The 18,502-nt window shown below is 60.4% G+C and carries 16 protein-coding genes; 13 read left to right on the top strand and 3 right to left on the bottom strand.

Annotated elements, in window-relative coordinates; genetic code table 11:
• Window positions 1-139 precede the first annotated feature (139 nt).
• From ACQY7X_RS02045 to ACQY7X_RS01995, 11 genes are all read left to right on the top strand, one after another.
• On the top strand, window positions 140-1,891 hold the full coding sequence (locus tag ACQY7X_RS02045) for a CocE/NonD family hydrolase (protein ID WP_428248176.1): 1,752 nt from the start codon (window positions 140-142) through the stop codon (window positions 1,889-1,891).
• Between the two features lie 27 nt (window positions 1,892-1,918).
• A complete protein-coding gene (locus tag ACQY7X_RS02040; RefSeq protein WP_428248175.1) occupies window positions 1,919-2,779 on the top strand; it encodes an FAD binding domain-containing protein in 861 nt (286 codons plus the stop codon).
• 10 nt (window positions 2,780-2,789) lie between these two features.
• Complete coding sequence (locus tag ACQY7X_RS02035; protein ID WP_428248174.1) at window positions 2,790-3,275, top strand: (2Fe-2S)-binding protein; 486 nt, start codon at window positions 2,790-2,792, stop codon at window positions 3,273-3,275.
• Complete coding sequence (locus ACQY7X_RS02030) at window positions 3,272-5,587, top strand: xanthine dehydrogenase family protein molybdopterin-binding subunit (protein WP_428248173.1); 2,316 nt, start codon at window positions 3,272-3,274, stop codon at window positions 5,585-5,587. Before ACQY7X_RS02035 ends, ACQY7X_RS02030 begins: the two co-directional genes overlap by 4 nt.
• A gap of 11 nt (window positions 5,588-5,598) precedes the next feature.
• Entirely contained in the window at window positions 5,599-6,507 is a 909-nt protein-coding gene (locus tag ACQY7X_RS02025; protein ID WP_428248172.1) for an ABC transporter substrate-binding protein, read from the top strand.
• A gap of 76 nt (window positions 6,508-6,583) precedes the next feature.
• Window positions 6,584-7,117 carry a cupin domain-containing protein gene (locus ACQY7X_RS02020; RefSeq protein WP_428248171.1) on the top strand — a complete coding sequence of 178 codons (534 nt, stop codon included), beginning with the start codon at window positions 6,584-6,586 and terminating at the stop codon, window positions 7,115-7,117.
• Between the two features lie 424 nt (window positions 7,118-7,541).
• Window positions 7,542-8,501, top strand: a complete 960-nt coding sequence (locus ACQY7X_RS02015; RefSeq protein WP_428248170.1) for an ABC transporter substrate-binding protein — start codon at window positions 7,542-7,544, stop codon at window positions 8,499-8,501.
• 88 nt (window positions 8,502-8,589) lie between these two features.
• Window positions 8,590-9,393: an ABC transporter ATP-binding protein gene (locus tag ACQY7X_RS02010; RefSeq protein ID WP_428248169.1), complete on the top strand. Its 804-nt coding sequence runs from the start codon at window positions 8,590-8,592 to the stop codon at window positions 9,391-9,393.
• A 44-nt stretch (window positions 9,394-9,437) separates the two neighbouring features.
• Window positions 9,438-10,268 (top strand): ABC transporter permease, encoded by an 831-nt coding sequence (locus ACQY7X_RS02005; protein ID WP_428248168.1) that lies wholly within the window; start codon window positions 9,438-9,440, stop codon window positions 10,266-10,268.
• Between the two features lie 2 nt (window positions 10,269-10,270).
• Window positions 10,271-11,269 carry a hypothetical protein gene (locus ACQY7X_RS02000; protein ID WP_428248167.1) on the top strand — a complete coding sequence of 333 codons (999 nt, stop codon included), beginning with the start codon at window positions 10,271-10,273 and terminating at the stop codon, window positions 11,267-11,269.
• Between the two features lie 175 nt (window positions 11,270-11,444).
• Window positions 11,445-12,152 carry a TetR family transcriptional regulator gene (locus ACQY7X_RS01995; protein ID WP_428248166.1) on the top strand — a complete coding sequence of 236 codons (708 nt, stop codon included), beginning with the start codon at window positions 11,445-11,447 and terminating at the stop codon, window positions 12,150-12,152.
• Between the two features lie 9 nt (window positions 12,153-12,161).
• Here the strand turns inward: ACQY7X_RS01995 and ACQY7X_RS01990 are convergent, their stop codons facing one another.
• From ACQY7X_RS01990 to dctP, 3 genes are all read right to left on the bottom strand, one after another.
• Window positions 12,162-13,844, bottom strand: coding sequence for a sensor domain-containing diguanylate cyclase (locus ACQY7X_RS01990; RefSeq protein ID WP_428248165.1), 1,683 nt, complete (start codon window positions 13,842-13,844; stop codon window positions 12,162-12,164).
• 369 nt (window positions 13,845-14,213) lie between these two features.
• Window positions 14,214-14,738, bottom strand: a complete 525-nt coding sequence (locus ACQY7X_RS01985) for an ImuA family protein (protein WP_428248164.1) — start codon at window positions 14,736-14,738, stop codon at window positions 14,214-14,216.
• A 393-nt stretch (window positions 14,739-15,131) separates the two neighbouring features.
• The gene (dctP, locus tag ACQY7X_RS01980) at window positions 15,132-16,187 is read right to left on the bottom strand and encodes a TRAP transporter substrate-binding protein DctP (RefSeq protein ID WP_428248163.1); all 1,056 of its coding nucleotides are present in this window, start codon (window positions 16,185-16,187) and stop codon (window positions 15,132-15,134) included.
• Between the two features lie 122 nt (window positions 16,188-16,309).
• Here dctP and ACQY7X_RS01975 point away from each other — a divergent pair, with 122 nt between their 5' ends.
• Both ACQY7X_RS01975 and ACQY7X_RS01970 read left to right on the top strand, forming a co-directional pair.
• A complete protein-coding gene (locus tag ACQY7X_RS01975) occupies window positions 16,310-17,149 on the top strand; it encodes an IclR family transcriptional regulator (RefSeq protein ID WP_428248162.1) in 840 nt (279 codons plus the stop codon).
• Window positions 17,150-17,325: 176 nt separating this feature from the next.
• Entirely contained in the window at window positions 17,326-18,492 is a 1,167-nt protein-coding gene (locus tag ACQY7X_RS01970) for an acyl-CoA dehydrogenase family protein (protein WP_428248161.1), read from the top strand.
• The last annotated feature ends 10 nt before the right edge of the window (window positions 18,493-18,502 follow it).

Raw genomic sequence — 18,502 nt, 5'->3', positions numbered from 1 at the left:
TTGCTGGGCTGCCGCAGAATGAGACATTTGCTTGACCATGTGCTCACTGCAAACTAAACTAACTGGACAGTCAATTATGATTGAAACTGTGGTGTGGCTGGAAGCGGCGTAGTTATCGGGTTTTTTGGAGTATCGTGCCGTGGCGGTTCTGGTCGCGGCTTGCTTCGGGGGTGAGGCAATGGGTGGCGTGGAGAGTGGCGCGAAGCCGGCTGCCGGCGGCGCGGAGATGATTTTTGAGAAGGATGTGCCGATCCAGGTCGGCGATGGCGCCGTCCTGCGTGCCAATGTTTATCGCCCGCAGCAGCCGGGCCGTTATCCCGTGGTCATGGCCATGGGTATCTATGGCAAGGACATCCACTTCGCCGATGGCTACAAGCTGCAATGGGATGTGCTGAAACGCATCTACCCGGGTGTGGATACGGAAGGCACTTCAGGCCAGCACCTGCGCTGGGAATTGGTCGATCCGGAACGCTGGGTGCCGGCCGGCTATGTGGTGGTTGCCGTGGATTCCCGTGGCAGCGGCAAGTCTCCCGGCTATCTCGATCCTTTCTCGACGCGCGAGACACAGGATTATCACGATGCCATCGAATGGGCCGGCGTGCAGTCCTGGTCGAACGGCAAGGTCGGCACCATCGGCATTTCCTATTATGGTATCAAGCAGTGGCAAGTGGCGTCGCTGCGGCCACCGCATCTGGCGGCGATCTGCGTGTGGGAAGGTGGTTCCGATCTCTACCGCGACTGGAGCCATCATGGCGGTATTTTCAGCCATCTGTTTCCCACTGCCTGGTATCCCCGCCAGGTGCTGCCGAACCAGCATGGCAATGCTGCGACCCATTACCGTGAACGGGATACCGGCCAGCCGAATACCGGCGAGCCATTGAGCCCGGCCATGCTGGCTGGCAATCGTGCCGATCATCCGCGCGATCTGCTGGAGCATCCGCTGGACGATGCCTGGTACAAGTCGCGCTCGCCGAATCTGCCGCATATCGAAGTGCCGCTGCTCTCGGCGGGTAACTGGGGTGGTGCGGGCCTGCATCTGCGTGGCAATATCGAAGGCTTTCTGCGTGCCGGCTCGCAGCAGAAATGGCTGCAACTGCATATCGGCACGCATTTCGAGAGCTTCTATCTGCCGGAATTCATCCAGCGCCAGCAGCGATTCTTTGATCATTTCCTCAAGGGTGAGGAAAACGGCTGGGACGAAGAGGCCAAGGTGCGGCTGTACATTCGCCGGCCCGATGGCGGCGCTTTCCGCACCGAGGCGGAATGGCCGCTGGCACGCACCGAATGGACAAGGCTGCATCTCGATGCTGCGGGCAGGAGCCTGAAAACGGCGGCACCGCAGGCCGCTGCCAAGGTGAGCTATCGCCCGCTGGGCGAGGGCGTCAGCTTCAGCACCGAGCCTTTCGCTCAGGAAACCGAATTTACCGGCCCACTCAAGGCGCATCTCTGGGTCAGCTCCAGCACCACGGATATGGACCTGTTCGTCACGTTGCGGCTGTTTGATCCTGCCGGTGAGGAAGTGGTGTTCACCGGTGCCAGCGATCTCACGCCGGTGGCGCGCGGCTGGCTGCGGGCCTCGCATCGCAAACAGGATGCGGCGATGACGCAACCTTACCGGCCCTATCACTGCCATGATGAAATCCAGAAGCTGACGCCCGGCGAGGCTTATGAATTGGATGTCGAAATCTGGCCGACCAGCATCGTCTGTCCGCCGGGTCACCGCCTGGTGCTGACGATCCAGGGCCGTGATTTCGAGGCCCGGGATATTCCCGGCCGCATTCTGCATAACAGTGAAGCAGATCGTCCACGCGCGGAATTCGATGGCCTTTGCACCATCCTTACCGGCCCGGAACATGATTCCTACCTGCTGCTGCCGAAAATCCCTGCCTGATGTGCCCCTCATCCGCATGGTCCTGATATGAAGCTGTCTCGTCTAGAATATGCGCGTCCCGCCAGCGTGGCCGAGGCCATTGCGCTGCTGCAGGCGAATGAAGGCGCGAAGATCATCTCCGGGGGGCAGAGCCTGATGCCGGTGCTGGCTTTCCGCTTGGCGGCGCCGCCATTGCTGGTGGATATCGGCTCGATCGAGGCATTGCGCGGCATCGAGATCGGCGCTGCCGTCATCCGGCTTGGCGCGCGGGTGCGCTGGTGCGAGATCGAGCGCGATGCCGCCCTGCGTCGAGCCCAGCCGCTGCTGGTGGCAATGATTGATCAAGTGGCGCATTACCAGATCCGCAATCGCGGCACGGTTGGCGGTAGCCTGGCTCATGCCGATCCGGCTGCCGAGATGCCGGGCGTTGCGGTGGTCTGCGATGCCGTGCTGCATGTCGTTGGCCCCCATGGCAGCCGCAGTGTCGCGGCGGCTGATTTTTTCACTGGCCCACTGCAAACCGTGCTGGCAGAAGATGAAGTGCTGGTGGCGGTGGACCTGCCGGCATGGCCGGCCAGCCGGCGCTGGGGTTTTGAGGAATTCGCCCTGCGCCGTGGCGACTTCGCCCTCGCCGGCGTGGCGGTACATTACGACCGCGATACGGCAGGTCTGGCAAGCAATGTTCATGTTGGCGTGATCGGCGCCGATGAAATGCCGCGCCGCCTGCATGAAGTCGAAAAAGCCATGGAGGGCCGCAGGATCGACGAGGCGCTGATCACCTCGGCATCGGAACTGGCCTCTGCCAGCATCAATCCGATGAGCGATCTGCATGCCGATGCAGAATACCGCCGCGCCCTGGTGGCGACCCTTTTCGAGCGCGTGGTCCGCCGCGCCGAACAGTTGCAGTAAGGAGCACGCGATGTCCGCGCAATTCATCCTCAACGGCAAGGCAGTGGAATTCACCGGCGAAGACCGTACCACCCTGTCCGATTGCGTGCGCCACCATTTCGGCCAGACCGGTACCCATGTCGGCTGTGAACATGGTGTTTGCGGCGCCTGCACCGTACTGGTGGACGGCGAAGCGGTGCGCTCTTGCCTGATGCTGGCGGCCCAGGCTGGTGGCCACGAAGTAGTGACGGTGGAAGGCTTGTCCAATGATGCCGCGCTGTCGCCGTTGCAGGCGGCCTTCCACAAGCATCATGCGTTGCAATGCGGCTTCTGCACCCCGGGCATCCTGACTACGGCCCATGCCCTGCTGACCCATGAGCCCGATGCTGATGAGGATCGCATCCGTCATGTGCTGTCTGGCAATATCTGCCGTTGCACCGGCTATTTGCCGATCATCGAGGCAATCCTGGAAGCACGCGCTGCCTATGCCAAACCCGGCCAGGGAGCGGCGAAATGACCGTGCATGCCAGGGAGTTCTCCGCTGAAGCACCAGCCATTGGCCAGCCCATCGGCCGGGTCGAGGATCAGCGCCTTTTGCGTGGCAAGGGCCGCTATATCGACGATCTGTCGCTGCCCGGCCAGCTTTTCGCCGTGATGCTGCGCAGCAGCGTGCCGCATGGCCTGATTCGGTCCATTGATGTGACGGCCGCGCGGCAGATGCCGGGTGTGCATGCCGTGCTTACGGCCTCTGATATCGGCCAGCCTGTCCCCTGTATTCCAGTGCGTCTTTTCCCGATACCTGAATATGCGCCATTCCAGCAGCCGGTGATCGCCCAGGACAAGGTGCGCTATGTCGGTGAGCCCATCGCCATGGTGATCGCCGATAGTCCGGCGATTGGCGAGGATGCCCTGGAATTGATCGAGGTGGATATCGAGATGCTGCCGCCGGTGGCCGATCTCGCAGCCTCGCGCCGCGATGAAGCCCTGCTGGCCGAGGCGAGCGGCTCGAATAAGCCCCACTATTTCGAGGTCAGGAAGGGCGATGCCGAGGCGGCTTTTGCCGGCGCGGAATATACCCGGCGTGAGCGGCTCTATGTCCATCGCCATACCGGGGTGACGATGGAGTTGCGCGGCTCATTGGCGCAATGGGATGCGGAACGCGGCCATATGACGGTCTGGGGCGCTTCCAAGGTGCCCTTCGCCAATCGCCGCATCCTGGCGGCCACCATGGGCCTGCCGGAAGAATCCGTCGATATGATCGAAGGTGATTCTGGCGGCAGCTACGGCGTGAAGGGCGAGTTCTTCCCGGAGGATTTTCTGGTTCCCTATGCCGCCAAGCTGCTCGGCAGGCCGGTGAAATGGACCGAGGATCGCCGCGAGCATCTGCTGGCGATCAGCCATGCCCGCGATATCGAGGCCGAGCTTGAGATTGCCTGCACCCGTGAGGGCCGCGTGCTCGCCATACGCGGCGATGTCTGGACCAATATCGGCGCCTATATGCGCACGGCGGCGGTGATCACACCGCGCAATGCCGGCCAGTTCATCTCCGGCCCCTATCAGGTGGAGAATGTGCATATCGACGTGGCGATGCAGGTGTCCAACAAATCGCCATCAGGCACCTATCGCGGACCCGGGCGTTTCGAGGCGGATTTTTTCCGCGAGCGCCTGTTCGATCTTGTCGCCAAGGATCTGGGTATTGATCCGGTGGAATTCCGCCGCCGCAATCTGGTGCCGGAATCGGCGATGCCCTATCCGATGCCACGCACTGGCCCGGTGGACAATCCCACGGCCCTGGATAGCGGCGCCTACGAATTGCTGCTTGACCGTTGCCTTGTGGATGCTGGCTGGGCTGAGAAGCAGCACCTGCAAGGCAAGCTGGTTGATGGGCTTTATCATGGTTTGGCGGTTGCTTGTTTCATTGAAGGTGGTGCAGCCGGCCCGCGTGAATCCTCCCGCATCGTCATCGAGGCCGATGGCATGGCCTCGGTTTATGCTGGCTCCTCAGGGGTAGGCCAGGGCGCCGAGACCATTCTGGGCCAGATCGCGGCAGATGCACTGGATGTCCCTTATGACCGGGTGAAAATGTTCCTCGGCTCCACCACCTACGTGAAGGAGGGCTGGGGTTCATATCATTCGCGTTCCACGGTGATGGGTGGATCGGCAATCCTGCTCGCTGCAGAGGAGATCAAGCAGAAGCTGCGCGAGGCGGCGGCAATGCGGTTCAACTGCGCGCCGGATGAAGTGGAAGTAGTCCGCGGCGAAGTGCTGGGCCGCGACGGACGACGGTTGAGTTTCGCCGATCTGGCCGCGCAGGGTATTTCGGCTGAATGTACCTTCCATAATCATCGTCACACTTACGCCTACGGTTCGCATGTGGCGCATGTGACGGTAGATCCTGGCACCGGCCAGGTCTCGGTAGTGGATTATGTCACCGTTGAAGATGCCGGTCGTGTCATCAATCCACTCACCTTGCATGGTCAATCCATAGGCTCCATCGTGCAGGGACTTGGCGGCACGTTGCTGGAAAACCTGGTCTATGACGAGAACGGCCAGATGCTCAGCGCCTCCTTCGCCGATTATCTGATGCCATTGGCGACCGATTTTCCGAATATCCGTTCCACTGCCATCGGGCTGCGGCCTTCGCCGTTCAATCCACTGGGCGCCAAGGGTGCGGGCGAGGGCGGCACCATTCCGGTTGGCGGTATCATTGCCAATGCCGTGGCTAATGCGCTGTCCAGCTTCGGTGTCGAGCCGATGGATCTGCCACTCACGCCGCCGCGTGTGTGGCGCCTGATCCAGGCGGCCAAACGCAAGCAGCAGGCGAAGTAAGGGAGCTGGCGGTGCAGAAGCTGAAAGTCATCGTTTTTGAAGGTGTGCAGAATCTGGCGATTTTTGCCGCGCAGGCACAGGGTTATTTCGTTGCAGAAGGGCTGGATATCGACCTGACCTTCACGCCGGATTCGGGTGTGTTGCGCAATGGTCTGGCTGCCGGCGATTACGATATCGCTCATACCGCGGTGGATAATGCTATCGCCATGGTCGAACTGGCCAAGGCTGATGTTGCCGTGGTGCTGGGGGGTGATAGCGGTTTCAACGCCCTGATGTTCCAGCCGGACGTTGGTTCGTTTGAGGATTTACGCGGCAAGACCGTGCTGGTCGATGCACCCAATACGGCTTTTGCCCTGGTGCTGTATCGTATTCTGCAATTGCATGGCCTGCAGCGTGGCGATTATGTGGCACAGCCGGTTGGTGCCACGCCGTTCCGCTTCAAGCGTATGCAGGAGGACCCTACGGCACGGGCCTCGATCATGAACCTGCCCTTCCGTATCCAGGCGCAGCGAGCCGGCCTCAAGCTGATCTGCGAAACCACTGATGAGATCGGCCCGTATCTGTCCACGGCAGGCTTTGTCATGCGTGCCTGGGCGGCACGGAATGAGGCGACCCTTACAGCCTATTGCCGTGCCTATATCCGTGGCCTGCGCTGGGCATTGGCAGAAGCGAACCGCGACGCGGCAATTAGATTGCTTGCGGAACGACTGCAGCTGCCGGCCGATATTGCCACGGAAGGTTTTGCCATCGCCACGGCTCCTGGCGGTATCGCGCCGGATGCCGAGATCGACATGGTCGGGCTTGGCAATGTGCTGCGGTTGCGGGCTGTGGTGGAAGGTCAATGGGGTGGTGAGGTGCCGCCACCGGAGAATTATGTCGACCGTCGCTTCCATGCGGCGGCCCTGGCTTCCTTGGGGTGAAGGAAATGGAGCGCCCGCTACCTGACATGCGGTAGCGCTCAGTCACGATATTAACTGGAGTGAAAAGGAGACTTTCATGAGTGTCGCGCGTCATAAGCGCCCCCCGGAGCTGGAGGGTGTATCGCTGGAACAGATCATCGCCACCCATGTCGGCGAGTTCCGTAACAAGCGGGCCGATTGGGCTGCCTTCGAAGATGCCAAGATCGAAGGCTTCAAGCGGGCACAGCATCGTTTCATCGGCGCGGGTGGCTCCGGCAAACATAACGATCCCACGGTCATTCCGGCCCGCAACATGACGTTGTCGATCATGTATGTGGAGCCGGGTCAGGGCAATGCTGCCCATACCCATGAAGTCGAGGAAGTATTCTTCGTGCTCGATGGTCACCTGGATGTGTTTGTCGAGGATGAAGAAGGCAACCGCATCACCAAGCGTCTTGGGAAGTGGGACTGCATTTCCTGCCCGCCGGGTGTGATCCATGGCTATGAGAATAACAGCCTGGAGCGCGTCTACTTTCAGGTCATGCTCGGTCGTGCCAAGCCGGATACCATGGGCTATGCGGATGACAGACTGTTTCAGCGCCGTGGTGCGCATCTATCCGAGACAGACTAAGTCTCAGGTGTGAATGGAATAGCAATGCAAGCGGCTAAATTTAGTGCGTATGCCCCTTTATCAAGCGTGCACCTGCCGAAAAAGCAGGGGTGCATTGATGCGCACAATGCCGTTCGAACACAAACGGACACCTCGGGAATCCGCTTTGCATCTGCTTTTTTTGTGCCTATAAAAACTGACGAGTTAGTAAAGTAAGAAAAATCGGTGCTGCGGGCGATGTGTGATCGCAAGCGGATTTCCGTTAGGGGTGGCAAAGCGTTCAAGCGGTGGAGCAAGCGGCAGAATGGTCTGCAATTTGCAAAGCCTGGCGCAGTTTAAACGGAAGGAAATCGCAAAAATGGAACAACTCAACCGGCATACACTTCGTCCTTCGCATCTCTTTGCGGCGGCACTGTTTTCTGCAGTTGTGAGTGCGGCGGCGCTTATGGCGCAGCCCGTGCAGGCTGCTGATCGCCCGGTCAAGATGCTGCTCGACTGGATCCACAACGGCCCGAACAGCGGCTTCGTGGTGGCGAAGGAAAAGGGCTTCTACAAGGAAGCTGGTCTCGATGTTTCAATCGAGCAAGGCAAGGGCTCCGGCAGCACCGCACAGCTCATCGCCAGCAAGGTTGCCGACTTCGGCTTCTCTGATGGCTATGTCGTCACCAACGGTGTTGCCAAGGGTATGGACCTGAAGATGGTGGCCGGTGTGTTCCGCCGCAATCCCACTGCCGTGATCGCGCTGCAGAAGTCCAGCGTCACCTCGGCCAAGGATCTGGAGGGCAAGACCATCGGTATCGCCACAGGCGCGGCCCAGTTCCAGCAATGGCCGGCTTTCGTCGGTGGCTGCAAGCTGGATGGCAGCAAGATCAAGGTGGTGAATATCGATCCGGCCGGCTATGTCGCATCGATGATCGCCGGACAGGTAGATGCCGTTGCTGGTTTTGCCCAGGGCATGGTGCCGGGTATTGAAGTGCGCGCCAACCAGGATGCCCGCATCATGTGGTATGCTGATTGCGGCGTTAACGCGGTATCGAACGGCATTATCGCCCACAGCGATCTGGTAAAGTCCGATCCGGCACTGGTCAAAAGCTTTGTTGCCGCCAGCCTGCGCGGTTTCCTCTATGGTCGTGCCAATCCGGCTGAAGCAATCGAGATCCTGAAGAAGTATCAGCCGAACCTGACGCCGGCGATCACCAACCGCGAGATGAGCATCTCCTGGACCAACTGGGTGACTCCGAACACCGCCAACAAGCCGCTCGGCTGGATGTCGGAGCAGGATTGGGCTTCCACCATCGACGTCGCCAAGCAGTTTGGTGGCATGACCGCGGACCTGAAGACGGCACAGCTCTACACCAATGAGTTTGTGCCGACCGAGGCGTCCTTCGTTCCGCCTCAGAAATGAGTCGGGCGCGCGCTTAAGCGATGCAATACTGTCCCGCCGGCCCTGCGGCCTGGCGGGACAGTCCAGCAGGTGCCTCTTGGAGTTCCGGATGACACAGGGTGAAGCAGTACGCGGCCAGGATAGCGCGTATCTGAATATCGATCAGATCACGAAGGTCTACAGCACGCCGACCGGCTCGGTTAAGGCGCTGGAAGAGACCAGCATCAGGCAACGGTCGGGAGAGTTTCTTTCCATCGTCGGCCCCAGCGGCTGCGGCAAAAGCACGCTGTTGATGATCGCAGCAGGCCTTTCCGCGCCATCGACGGGCGCTGTAATCGCCGGCGGCAAGGCCATCACGGCGCCGCGCACAGATATCGGCATTGTTTTCCAGAGTCATGTGCTGCTGGAATGGCGCACCGTGCTCGGCAATATCATGCTGCAGGCCGAGGCACACAAGATTGAGAAAAGAGAAGGCGAGCGCCGCGCCCGGGCATTGCTCAAGTCGGTCGGCCTTGAAGGTTTCGAGGATAAGTATCCGCATGAACTGTCCGGCGGTATGCGCCAGCGCGTTTCGATTTGCCGCGCCCTGGTGCATGAGCCGAAGCATCTGCTGATGGACGAGCCATTCGGCGCGCTCGATGCCCTGACCCGTGACCAGATGATTCTGGATATGCAGAAAATCTGCCGCGAACGCGAGATGTCGGTGCTGCTGATCACGCATAGTGTGGCGGAAGCGGTATTCCTATCGGATCGTGTTATCGTAATGACACCGCGTCCGGGCAAGATCGACCGTATTCTGGATATCGATCTGCCGCGGCCGCGCCGTCTAATCCACCGCGAAAGCCCGGAATTCAGCCGCTATACCCGCGAGATCCTGGAGATGTTCCTGGCTCGTGGCGTGCTGCGCGAGTGATGTTGGCTGTTTATCGGCCGGCCTGTAATTTATGAGGGGGTGTCATGAGTGAAGATGTAGAAGCCGCGGTGGAACGCCGCCGGCGCAATTTTGAACGGCGCGAGAAGTTCAGCGTGGTGTTCTACCCGTTGTTCGCCATGTTCGTGCTGCTGGTGATCTGGGAAGTATGCACGCTGGTATTCAGCATTCCGGAATTCCTGCTGCCGAAGCCGACTGTGGTTTTCCAGTCGATCCAGCAGAATGCCTCTCTAATTCTACGCGAAAGCTGGGTGACGGCGGCTGAGATTGCGCTGGGGTATCTGCTCAGCATAGCCATTGGCGTGCCGCTGGCGCTGGCGATCTTCCTCTGGCCATTCTTCTCACGCTCGATCTATCCGATCTTGATTGCGTCACAGGCCATGCCCAAGGTGGCGGTGGCACCGCTGCTGATCGTCTGGTTCGGCTTTGGCATGCTGCCGAAGGTGCTGATCGCCTTCCTGATTGCCTTCTTCCCGATCGTGATCAACACGGTGATGGGTCTTACCTCGATTGAGAAGGAAAAGATTTACCTTGCCCGCGCCATGGGCCTGGGCACCATTGATACTTTCTTCAAGATACGCCTGCCGAATGCCATGCCGTCGATCTTTGGCGGTCTGAAAATCTCCATCACGCTGGCCGTGGTTGGTGCAGTGGTGGGTGAATTCGTCGGCGGCAATGCCGGCCTCGGCTATCAGCTTATTGTCGCCAACGGCGCCATGGATACGCCGATGCTGTTCGCTTTGCTGTTCGGCCTTACCCTGCTCGGCATCGGTATGTTCCTGCTGGTTGAGCTGGCCGAGCGGCTGATCGTGCCGCGCCACATGATTGGCGCTGGCGGCGGCCGTGAGATGATCTGACCATGTCGGTCTATGAGACGGTGCTGCGCCCGCTGCTGTTCCAGCTTTCGCCGGACCGCACCCATGAGCTGGCGCAGCTCGCCCTGCGCTGGTCGCTGCCCTGGCAGGTGCTGTCGCGGCTTTCCGGTCTGCGGCAGGCTGGCCAGGGGGCTGGCCTCGAAACCAGCTATGCCGGTATCAAGCTGGCCAATCCGATTGGTCTGGCGGCTGGCTTCGACAAGAATTGCGAATTGCTGGACAGCCTGTCCGAGCTTGGCTTTGGCTTCCTGACCGTCGGCTCGGTGATGCCGGCGCCGCGTTTCGGCAACCCGTTTCCCCGTCTGGTACGTTATGCCGAAACGGAAGGCATAGCCGATTCCATGGGTGTGCCAAGCAAGGGGCGGGCCTATGCAGTGGAGCAGCTGAAGCAGTTTGATCGCCGTCGGCGTATCCCGCTGATCTGCAATGTTGGTGGCTTCTCGGCTGAGGAAATTGCGCAAGGCTTCCTGGATGTGGAGCCCTATGTCGATGCCGTTGAGCTCAGCCTGATGTGCCCGAATGTGCTGAAACCCGGCGAGCAGTTCGACTATACCGGCATGCTGCGCGATGTGATGCAGCGGATCGATGGGCGGCGCAAACCGGCGACGGTGCGTATTCCGAATGACGTGGCGGTATCCGATGAGCTGCTCGGCGCGCTGCTTGATGCTGCTGTCGAGACGGGTGTGGCGGGAATCAAGATCGGCGGTGGCCGTCCCGTGCCGGAGCCTGGCCTCGGTACCGGACGCGGTACGCTGCACGGCCGTCCGATTGCCGAAGGTGCCATGGAGAACCTCAAGCGGGCCGTGCGCCTGGCCAATGGCCGGCTGTCGGTAAAAGGCAATGGCGGCGTGTTCACGGCAGCTGATGCCAGGGCCATGCTGACGGCTGGTGCCGCCTGCATCGACCTCTATTCCGCCTTCATTTATCGCGGCTGGACCATTGCACGGGATATCAACCGCGGGCTTGCGGCCAGGGCGGCTTGAACGGAGCCGCCTGACCGGCGTTTTGCCGGCCTGGGTTTTTCGGTGGAAATGCGGCAAACCAGAGGACAGTCCAGTCAGTCTATAGTATAGAATGAGAATCAACCGCATTCTGAGTCAAACGCGCAGAAGCGGGCTGCCCCTGTGCGAAACGTTTGTCTGAAGCGGGCTTATGACCATGGTGAAGAAGACTCTGTCCTCCCGGCGCGGCGCGGCGGCAAAAGCGCAATCGACTGCACCGAAGCGCAAGCGTGATGCGGAACAGAGCCGTCGGCTGATCCTGGAAACGGCATTGCGGCATTTCGCCACCAAGGGCTATGACGGCGCTCGGGTGGATGACATCGTTGCCGAAACCCATCTCAGCAAAAACATGCTGTATCACTATTACGGCAGCAAGGAAGAGTTGTTCGTTGCCGTGCTGGAGACGATCTATGAGCGTTTCCGTGGCCGCCATGGCGAAATCGCCATTGCCGAACTGGAGCCGGTGGAGGCGTTGCGACAGCTGGTGGCGGAGACCGCCCAGGCGCTGATCCGCACGCCTGAAATCATCTCGATCCTCAATGCCGAGAATCTCTACAAGGCGGCGCATATCAAGAGTTCGAAGAAGATACGGATGATCTACGATCCGTTATTCGGCGGTCTTGGCCGGGTGCTGGAGAAGGGGCAGAAGGCAGGCGTGTTCCGCGCCGAGATCGAGCCGCTGCAGCTCTATATCTCGCTGTCCTCCCTGGTCTATCATTATCTCTCGAACGGCTACACGCTTTCGGTGATCCTGCGGCAGAATTTGCTGTCACGGCAGCATGTTGCCGAGCGTATCCGCCATGTCGAGGAAATGGTGCTGCGCTTCTGCATCCGTCCGGAACTGGCAGCTAGGTATATCGACTGACCAGCCGGATCAGGCGTGTTTCGACACCGGCATTTGCTGAAACACCACGCGGTTACGCCCGGTTGATTTGGCGGTATAGAGCGCCACATCGGCGCGGTCGATGCTGTCCTGGACATCTTCATCAGAGTCTAAGAACTCAGCGCAGCCGAGGCTGACGGTCAATTTCAGCGGTGGTGCATCCGGCAACGCGATACCGGATGCTTCGATCATGCTGCGTACGCGCTCGGCATAGGCGCTGGTTGCCGTGGCATCGGTTTCCGGCAGCAGCACGACGAATTCCTCGCCGCCAAAACGACCGACCAGATCGCTTTCCCGCGCCGCCGCTTTCAGCCGCTCTGCCACGGCACGGATGGCCAGATCGCCAACGGCATGGCCATGGGTATCGTTCACTGATTTGAAGTGATCGATATCCACCACCACAATGCCGATGGCACGATTGTAGCGCCGTGCAAGGGAGATCAGCCGATCAGCGGCATCGAGAAAGCCGCGCCGGTTCAGCAGGCCTGTCAGTGGATCGGTCTCGGCGAGTTGGCGCAGACGTTCCACATCGTGGCTGAGCTTGCGGGCTTCGGCATTCTTGGAGGCGATATCTTCCGCGGCATGAGCAAGCTGCTCCTCGGCCAGGCCGATGCGGCGCAGCAGCGAGCGCAGGGTGCGCGACAATTGCGCCACTTCATGCGAGCCGCCGACGCGCGGCAGCGTATCAGTACCCAAGCCGCGGCCGATACGTTCGGCATCGAGAGTCAGGTTGCGGATCGGTTGTGTCAATCGCCGCGCCAGCAGCCAGGCAGAGAGAGCGCCCGCCAGGCTGAGCAGCAATCCAATGCTTACGGTGATGGCGATCAGATTACGGACTGGTGCATTGGCCACGGCGGTGGGTTGCTGCGCGATCACTATCCAGCTGAGGCCGGGGTAGTTGCGGTAACCGCGTGCAATGGCAAAGCCGCTGAGCCACTGGTCCGGCTCGGCGCCGAAGGCAATGTCGACGCCGCGCTGCTGCGCTACCATGCGGTCCATGATGCTCTTATCCAGCAGTACCTGACCACGCCTTTCGCCCAGCAGCACGCGGCCGGCCTGGTCAAGGATCGCTACCCGAGTGCCGTCCAGCCGTGATTCCCGGAGCAGCACATCCCGTGCTTCTGCGGCCCAATCCCAGCTTAGATGCGCGCCCAGTACACCGAGCAGGCGGCCTTCTCGGTCGCGGATCGGATAAGCGACATCAACGAAGCGAAAAGGTTCATCGTCACGGCGTGGCCCGAGCAGCTTGGCCAGCAATATGGCATCATGCACATCGCCCACGAATGGTCCGTTCAGTGCGCCACGGAACCAGGGGCGTTCGGCTACCGACAATCCTTCCAGCATGCTGCGCGTCGCGGCACGCACATTACCGCTCGTATCGGCAAAGCCGATCCAGGCATAATCCGGATAACTCTGCTGCAATTGCTCCAGGCTGGCGCGCAAAACCGCTGGATCGCCAAGCCAACTGTCGCGTAAAGGCTCCAGACCGGACAGCACACCGATCTCGCGATAGCGTTCGAACATGTCATGGTCGAGCCGGGCGGCCATCGCCACGGCAAGGTCGGCCATGTGCCCACTTACCAGTTCGGCAGTACGCTGGCGTGCGAACCAGCCCGCGCCTGAAGAGGCCGCCAGCACCAGCAGGATGCAGAGTGCTCCGGTTGCGACTGCCATCTGTACCTGCACTGACATGCGCCCGAGAATGACCGCGATCTGCAAAGGCGTCCTCTTACTGACTGTTTATTTTCCTGTCTGCCGCAGGCCAGCAAGATCAGTCTAGCCACGGTCCTCTGCCGGGTGAACCCGTTTCCCGAAAAGCTAAACCGTGAGTGGCGCAAAGGAGGCATCAGTAGCAATCATGATGTGGCGGGAATATCAGCAAAGTATCTGGGGTGGCTTTTTCTGCAACATATTGGCGTGGTTCTGAGGCTGGAAAGCAGACTCTTTCCACGGAGCATCTCCGAATCACCCATTCTGAGTCGGTCAAAGCGCATGGGCAGTGATAATGCCGGTTGGCGGCAGCAGACCGCCGGCGTTGTATCGTTACGCCACCGCCAGTTCTTGCTCGCTCAGCCGGTCGGAAACCAGACGGAAAGAAAGCGTGGCATCATCCCATTCCACGCTCCAGGAGAGATTGGTTGCGGTATTGCGGCAGCGCTCCAGGCTGAGATGCCAGCAGGAGCGATAGCCATCGCTGCGGGCCGGTTCGATGCGCCAGCGGGTGAGGGCGGCGGAAGGCTGGTGGCCACGGCACAGCAGGAAACCGATGCCACCGCTCTTTTCGGCAGCAAGCTGCAAGCGGCGCGTCTCGGCGAGGTCGGTATTATCGATCTCGGCCACCACCGTCTCATAGCCCAGTTCGCCCAAGCCCTCCTCGATCGACCATGATCGGTCATCGGCGCGGCGTGCGGAGACAATGGTGAGGCGGCGATGATCAAGGCCGAACCGGGTCAGGCGATGCACGGGTAGAGCTGGCTCCTGCGTCACCCACAGCACGTCGCTGGCGCGTGGGTCGCGGCCGAGCAGGGCAGCCAGGAAGCCGATGATCGCGTTGCGGTCGCCGGTCATCTCATGTAGCGCGCCGCGGGCCAGGCCGCGCCAGGGCAGGGCCTGGTCGATCTCGGGAGGTTCAGCTTCAAGGCGCTGCCGCTGCCGATCAATCCGCTGCCGGTGAGCCAGGAAAGCTGCTGGCGAAGATGAGCAATTGCCGGGCTGTGATGCATGATGGCCTCCTTGAGTGAGGCTTATGTTCTACTATTGATCCAATAAAATCGCAAAATGTTCTTTTTATATACTTGTATTTTCCTCTATTTTGTATGAGAACATGATCGATAACCACCAGATGCTGGGCTCTGTTCCGGGTGTTTGATGCCGCCGGGTAAAAAAAGAACGGCGGCATCTTGCGATACCGCCGTTCCCGGGGAGGCCAAACTAGAGGCCGCAAGGCCTCTCGGACTTGGATTACATCTTGCTGCGTACTTCCGTCAGCGCGGCGCGGAATTCCTTCAGCACCTGGGTGCCCGGCTTGCCGCGCTTGTCCAGGCTGTCGGCCCAATCAAGCGCCACTTCATTCGACACATCGTCGAACGGCTTGCGCTCGGCAGGGGTCAGCGTGTGGTAGCGCACGCCGGCGGCGGCGAGCTTGCCCTGGGCTTCCTCGACGCTGTGGTCCACCACCTTGCACATGTTGGCAGTGGTGGCGTCTCCGGTCTCGATCAGGATCTTCTGCACATCCTTCGGCAGCTTGTTGAACACCGCGTCGCTGATCACATAGGAAGCAACGAAGGAGCCGAAATTGCCGCCCTTGGTGCCGAACTTCACGAAGCTCTGCAGGTCATAGGACATGACGCTTTCATTCGGGAAAATCAGGCCATCCAGCGTGCCACGCGAAAGCGATTCACGCGCTTCCGGCGCCGGGATGCGTACCGGAATGGCGCCAATCTTGCGCGCGAAGATATCCATCGCGCCGCCGGTGGAGCGCAGCTTGAGGCCCTTCACGTCTTCCACCGTCTTCACCTGCTTGGTGGTGGTGTAGAACTGATACGGCTCGAGCACGATGGCAAAGATTGCCCGCACCTTGTTCGGCGCGAACTCGTTCTTCATCATGGTCTCGCCCTTGACCAGCTTCCAGTAGGCCATGGTGCCCTCGCAGGCGGTGGTAAAGCTGCCGGGCAGCTGTGCCACGCTGGAGAAGGGCATCTTGTCCGAAACATAGGACATGCCGACATAACCGATATCGGCCACGCCGCTCTGGGTCAGGTTGAGCAGATCCTGTGCCTTGCCGAGCTGCTGCGCCGGGAAATATTCGAACTTGATGCGGCCGTTGGTCCGCTTGACCACTTCATCCATCCACGGCTTGGTGCCGCGCTCCGAAATAAAATGCCCGACGGGGAAGGAGTCGGCGACGCGGAGCGTCTGTGTCTTGGTCTGGGCGAAGGCCGGCTGGGCCAGTCCAAAGCCCGCCAGCGGAGCGCCAATGACAGCGGCCGATACTAGAAATTTCAATACGTTACGCATATTTCCTCCTGGGTGTTTTTTGTTTCGGGGGCTGTACTTTCGGTCCACCTTTCGGCATGAAAGGACCGGTAGGAACAGAACCCATCTTCCTTAATTCTTATATCGGAACTATATTCAATATTATGAACGGCGCAATCCCTAAATCGGACCAGGTGAAAAGCACCCTGGAAGGCAAGCCAGACGGGCCTCGCTCGCCTCTGCGGGTGATGCAGGCGCTGGAATTATTGGCCGCCGAGCCTGATGGCCTTTCATTGGCGCGCCTGTCCGAGCGGTTGCAGACGCCGAAGACCAGCCTGCTCAGCCTGCTGCGCTCGCTTGAGGCGGGTGGCTATGTCACCCAGCTCGGCGCGCAATACCAGCTTGGCGCGAAGACAATGCGGCTTGGCGCTTTAGTGGCGAGCCGAGCCACGCCGGATTCTTCGATCACCGCGCGCATGCATCCGCTGTTGCGCGAGATGATGGAGCTGAGCGGTGAGACCACGTTGCTTGGCGTGATGGGCGATGATCGCCGGCATGGCGTGTATGTCGATATCGTCGAGGGCCGAGGCGCGATCCGTTTTTCCTCGCTGATTGGCACGCGCAGACCGCTGTTTTGCTCGGCTTTTGGCAAGATCCTGCTGGCCTACCAACCTCAGGGCGAGATCGAGGTTTATATACACGATACTGATCTGGTGTTGCCCAACGGTGGTCGCCGGATGCACAAGGAAGAACTGCTGGGCATCCTGGCGGCGATCCGTGCCACGGGCATCGGTGTCTCACATGAAGAGATCGTGGATGGTGCCGGTGGTATCGGCTCGCCGATTTTCGATCGTGATGGCCGCAATTGCGGCGTGATGGTGGTGGCGGCGCCGATTTCGCGGCTGCGTTCGCAGCATGACCGGCTTTCGGCCATGACCCATGATTATGGCGAGCGTGCCTCGCGGTTGCTCGGCTTCTCCGGCCGCTATCCCGGCAGCAAGTAAAGCCTCCTTGCCTTAGTCGATATTCATCGATATTCGCGCGCCCCAAAGCGCCACCCCTTTTCGTGACAACACGCTTGACTTTGCCGGCAGGCTTTTTCTACGATGTTCAAATATAAGCACATCGTTCCGATATAAGAACAAAATATCGGGCGATGACCGGGAATTGGGAGAGAAACGTGACCGTCGACCTGACCGCCGACCAGCAATCGATTCGTGATGCGGTAACCCGCCTATGCGCCAAGTTCGGCGATGATTACTGGCTGGCGCGGGATCGCGATGGCGAGTTCCCGGAGGATTTCAAGCAGGCCCTGGCGGAGGGCGGCTGGCTTGGCCTGACCATGCCGGTGGATTGCGGCGGTGCCGGCTTCGGCATCACCGAGGGCGCCATCATGATGCAGGCGATCGCCGAATCCGGCGCCGGCATGAGCGGCGCCTCGGCGATCCATCTCAATGTCTTTGCGCCGAAGATCATCGCCCGTTACGGCACGGAAGAGCAGAAGCAGCGTATGCTGCCGCCGATCATCCGCGGTGATATAATCGCCGCCTTCGGCGTTACCGAGCCGGATGCCGGCCTCGATACCACCAATATCAAGACCAAGGCGGTGCTGAAGGGTGACCGCTATATCGTCAATGGCCGCAAGGTGTGGACCACGCTGGCGCAGCGCGCCACCAAGATGTTCCTGCTGGCGCGTACCACGCCGCGCGAGCAATGTGCCAAGGCCACCGATGGCATTTCGCTGTTCTACACCGATCTTGACCGCACCCGCTGCGAGGCGCGCGAGATCGAGAAGATGGGCCGCAAATGCATCGATTCGAACCAGTTCTTCATCGATAATCTGGAAATCCCGGTGCATGACCGCATCGGTGAGGAAGGCCGTGGCTTCGAATACATTCTCGCCGGCCTGAACCCCGAGCGCGTACTCCTGGCGGCCGAGGCTGTCGGCCTGGGCCGTGCCGCCCTCAACCGTGCCACGCGCTATGCCAAGGAGCGCGTGGTGTTCAACCGCCCGATCGGCATGAACCAGGCGATCCAGCATCCATTGGCGAAAAACTGGATGGAGCTGGAAGCCGCCAACCTGATGGTGTTCCGCGCCGCCCAGCTTTACGACGCCGGCAAGCCCTGCGGCGCCGAAGCCAATGCCGCCAAATACCTTGCCGCCGAAGCCGGCTTCGAGGCCTGCACCCAGGCGGTGATGACCCATGGCGGCTATGGCTATTCCAAGGAATTCCATGTCGAGCGCTACATGCGCGAGGTGATGATCCCGCGCATCGCGCCGGTCAGCCGCGAGATGATCCTGAGCTTCATTGCCGAGCGCGTACTCGGCCTGCCGAAATCCTACTAAGCAAAAAACT

Source organism: Ferrovibrio sp., assembly GCF_965278975.1.
In the GTDB taxonomy this organism is placed as follows: domain Bacteria; phylum Pseudomonadota; class Alphaproteobacteria; order Ferrovibrionales; family Ferrovibrionaceae; genus Ferrovibrio.
Note: the sequence above shows the minus strand (reverse complement) of the source record. Positions and strands in the feature narration are given on the sequence as shown.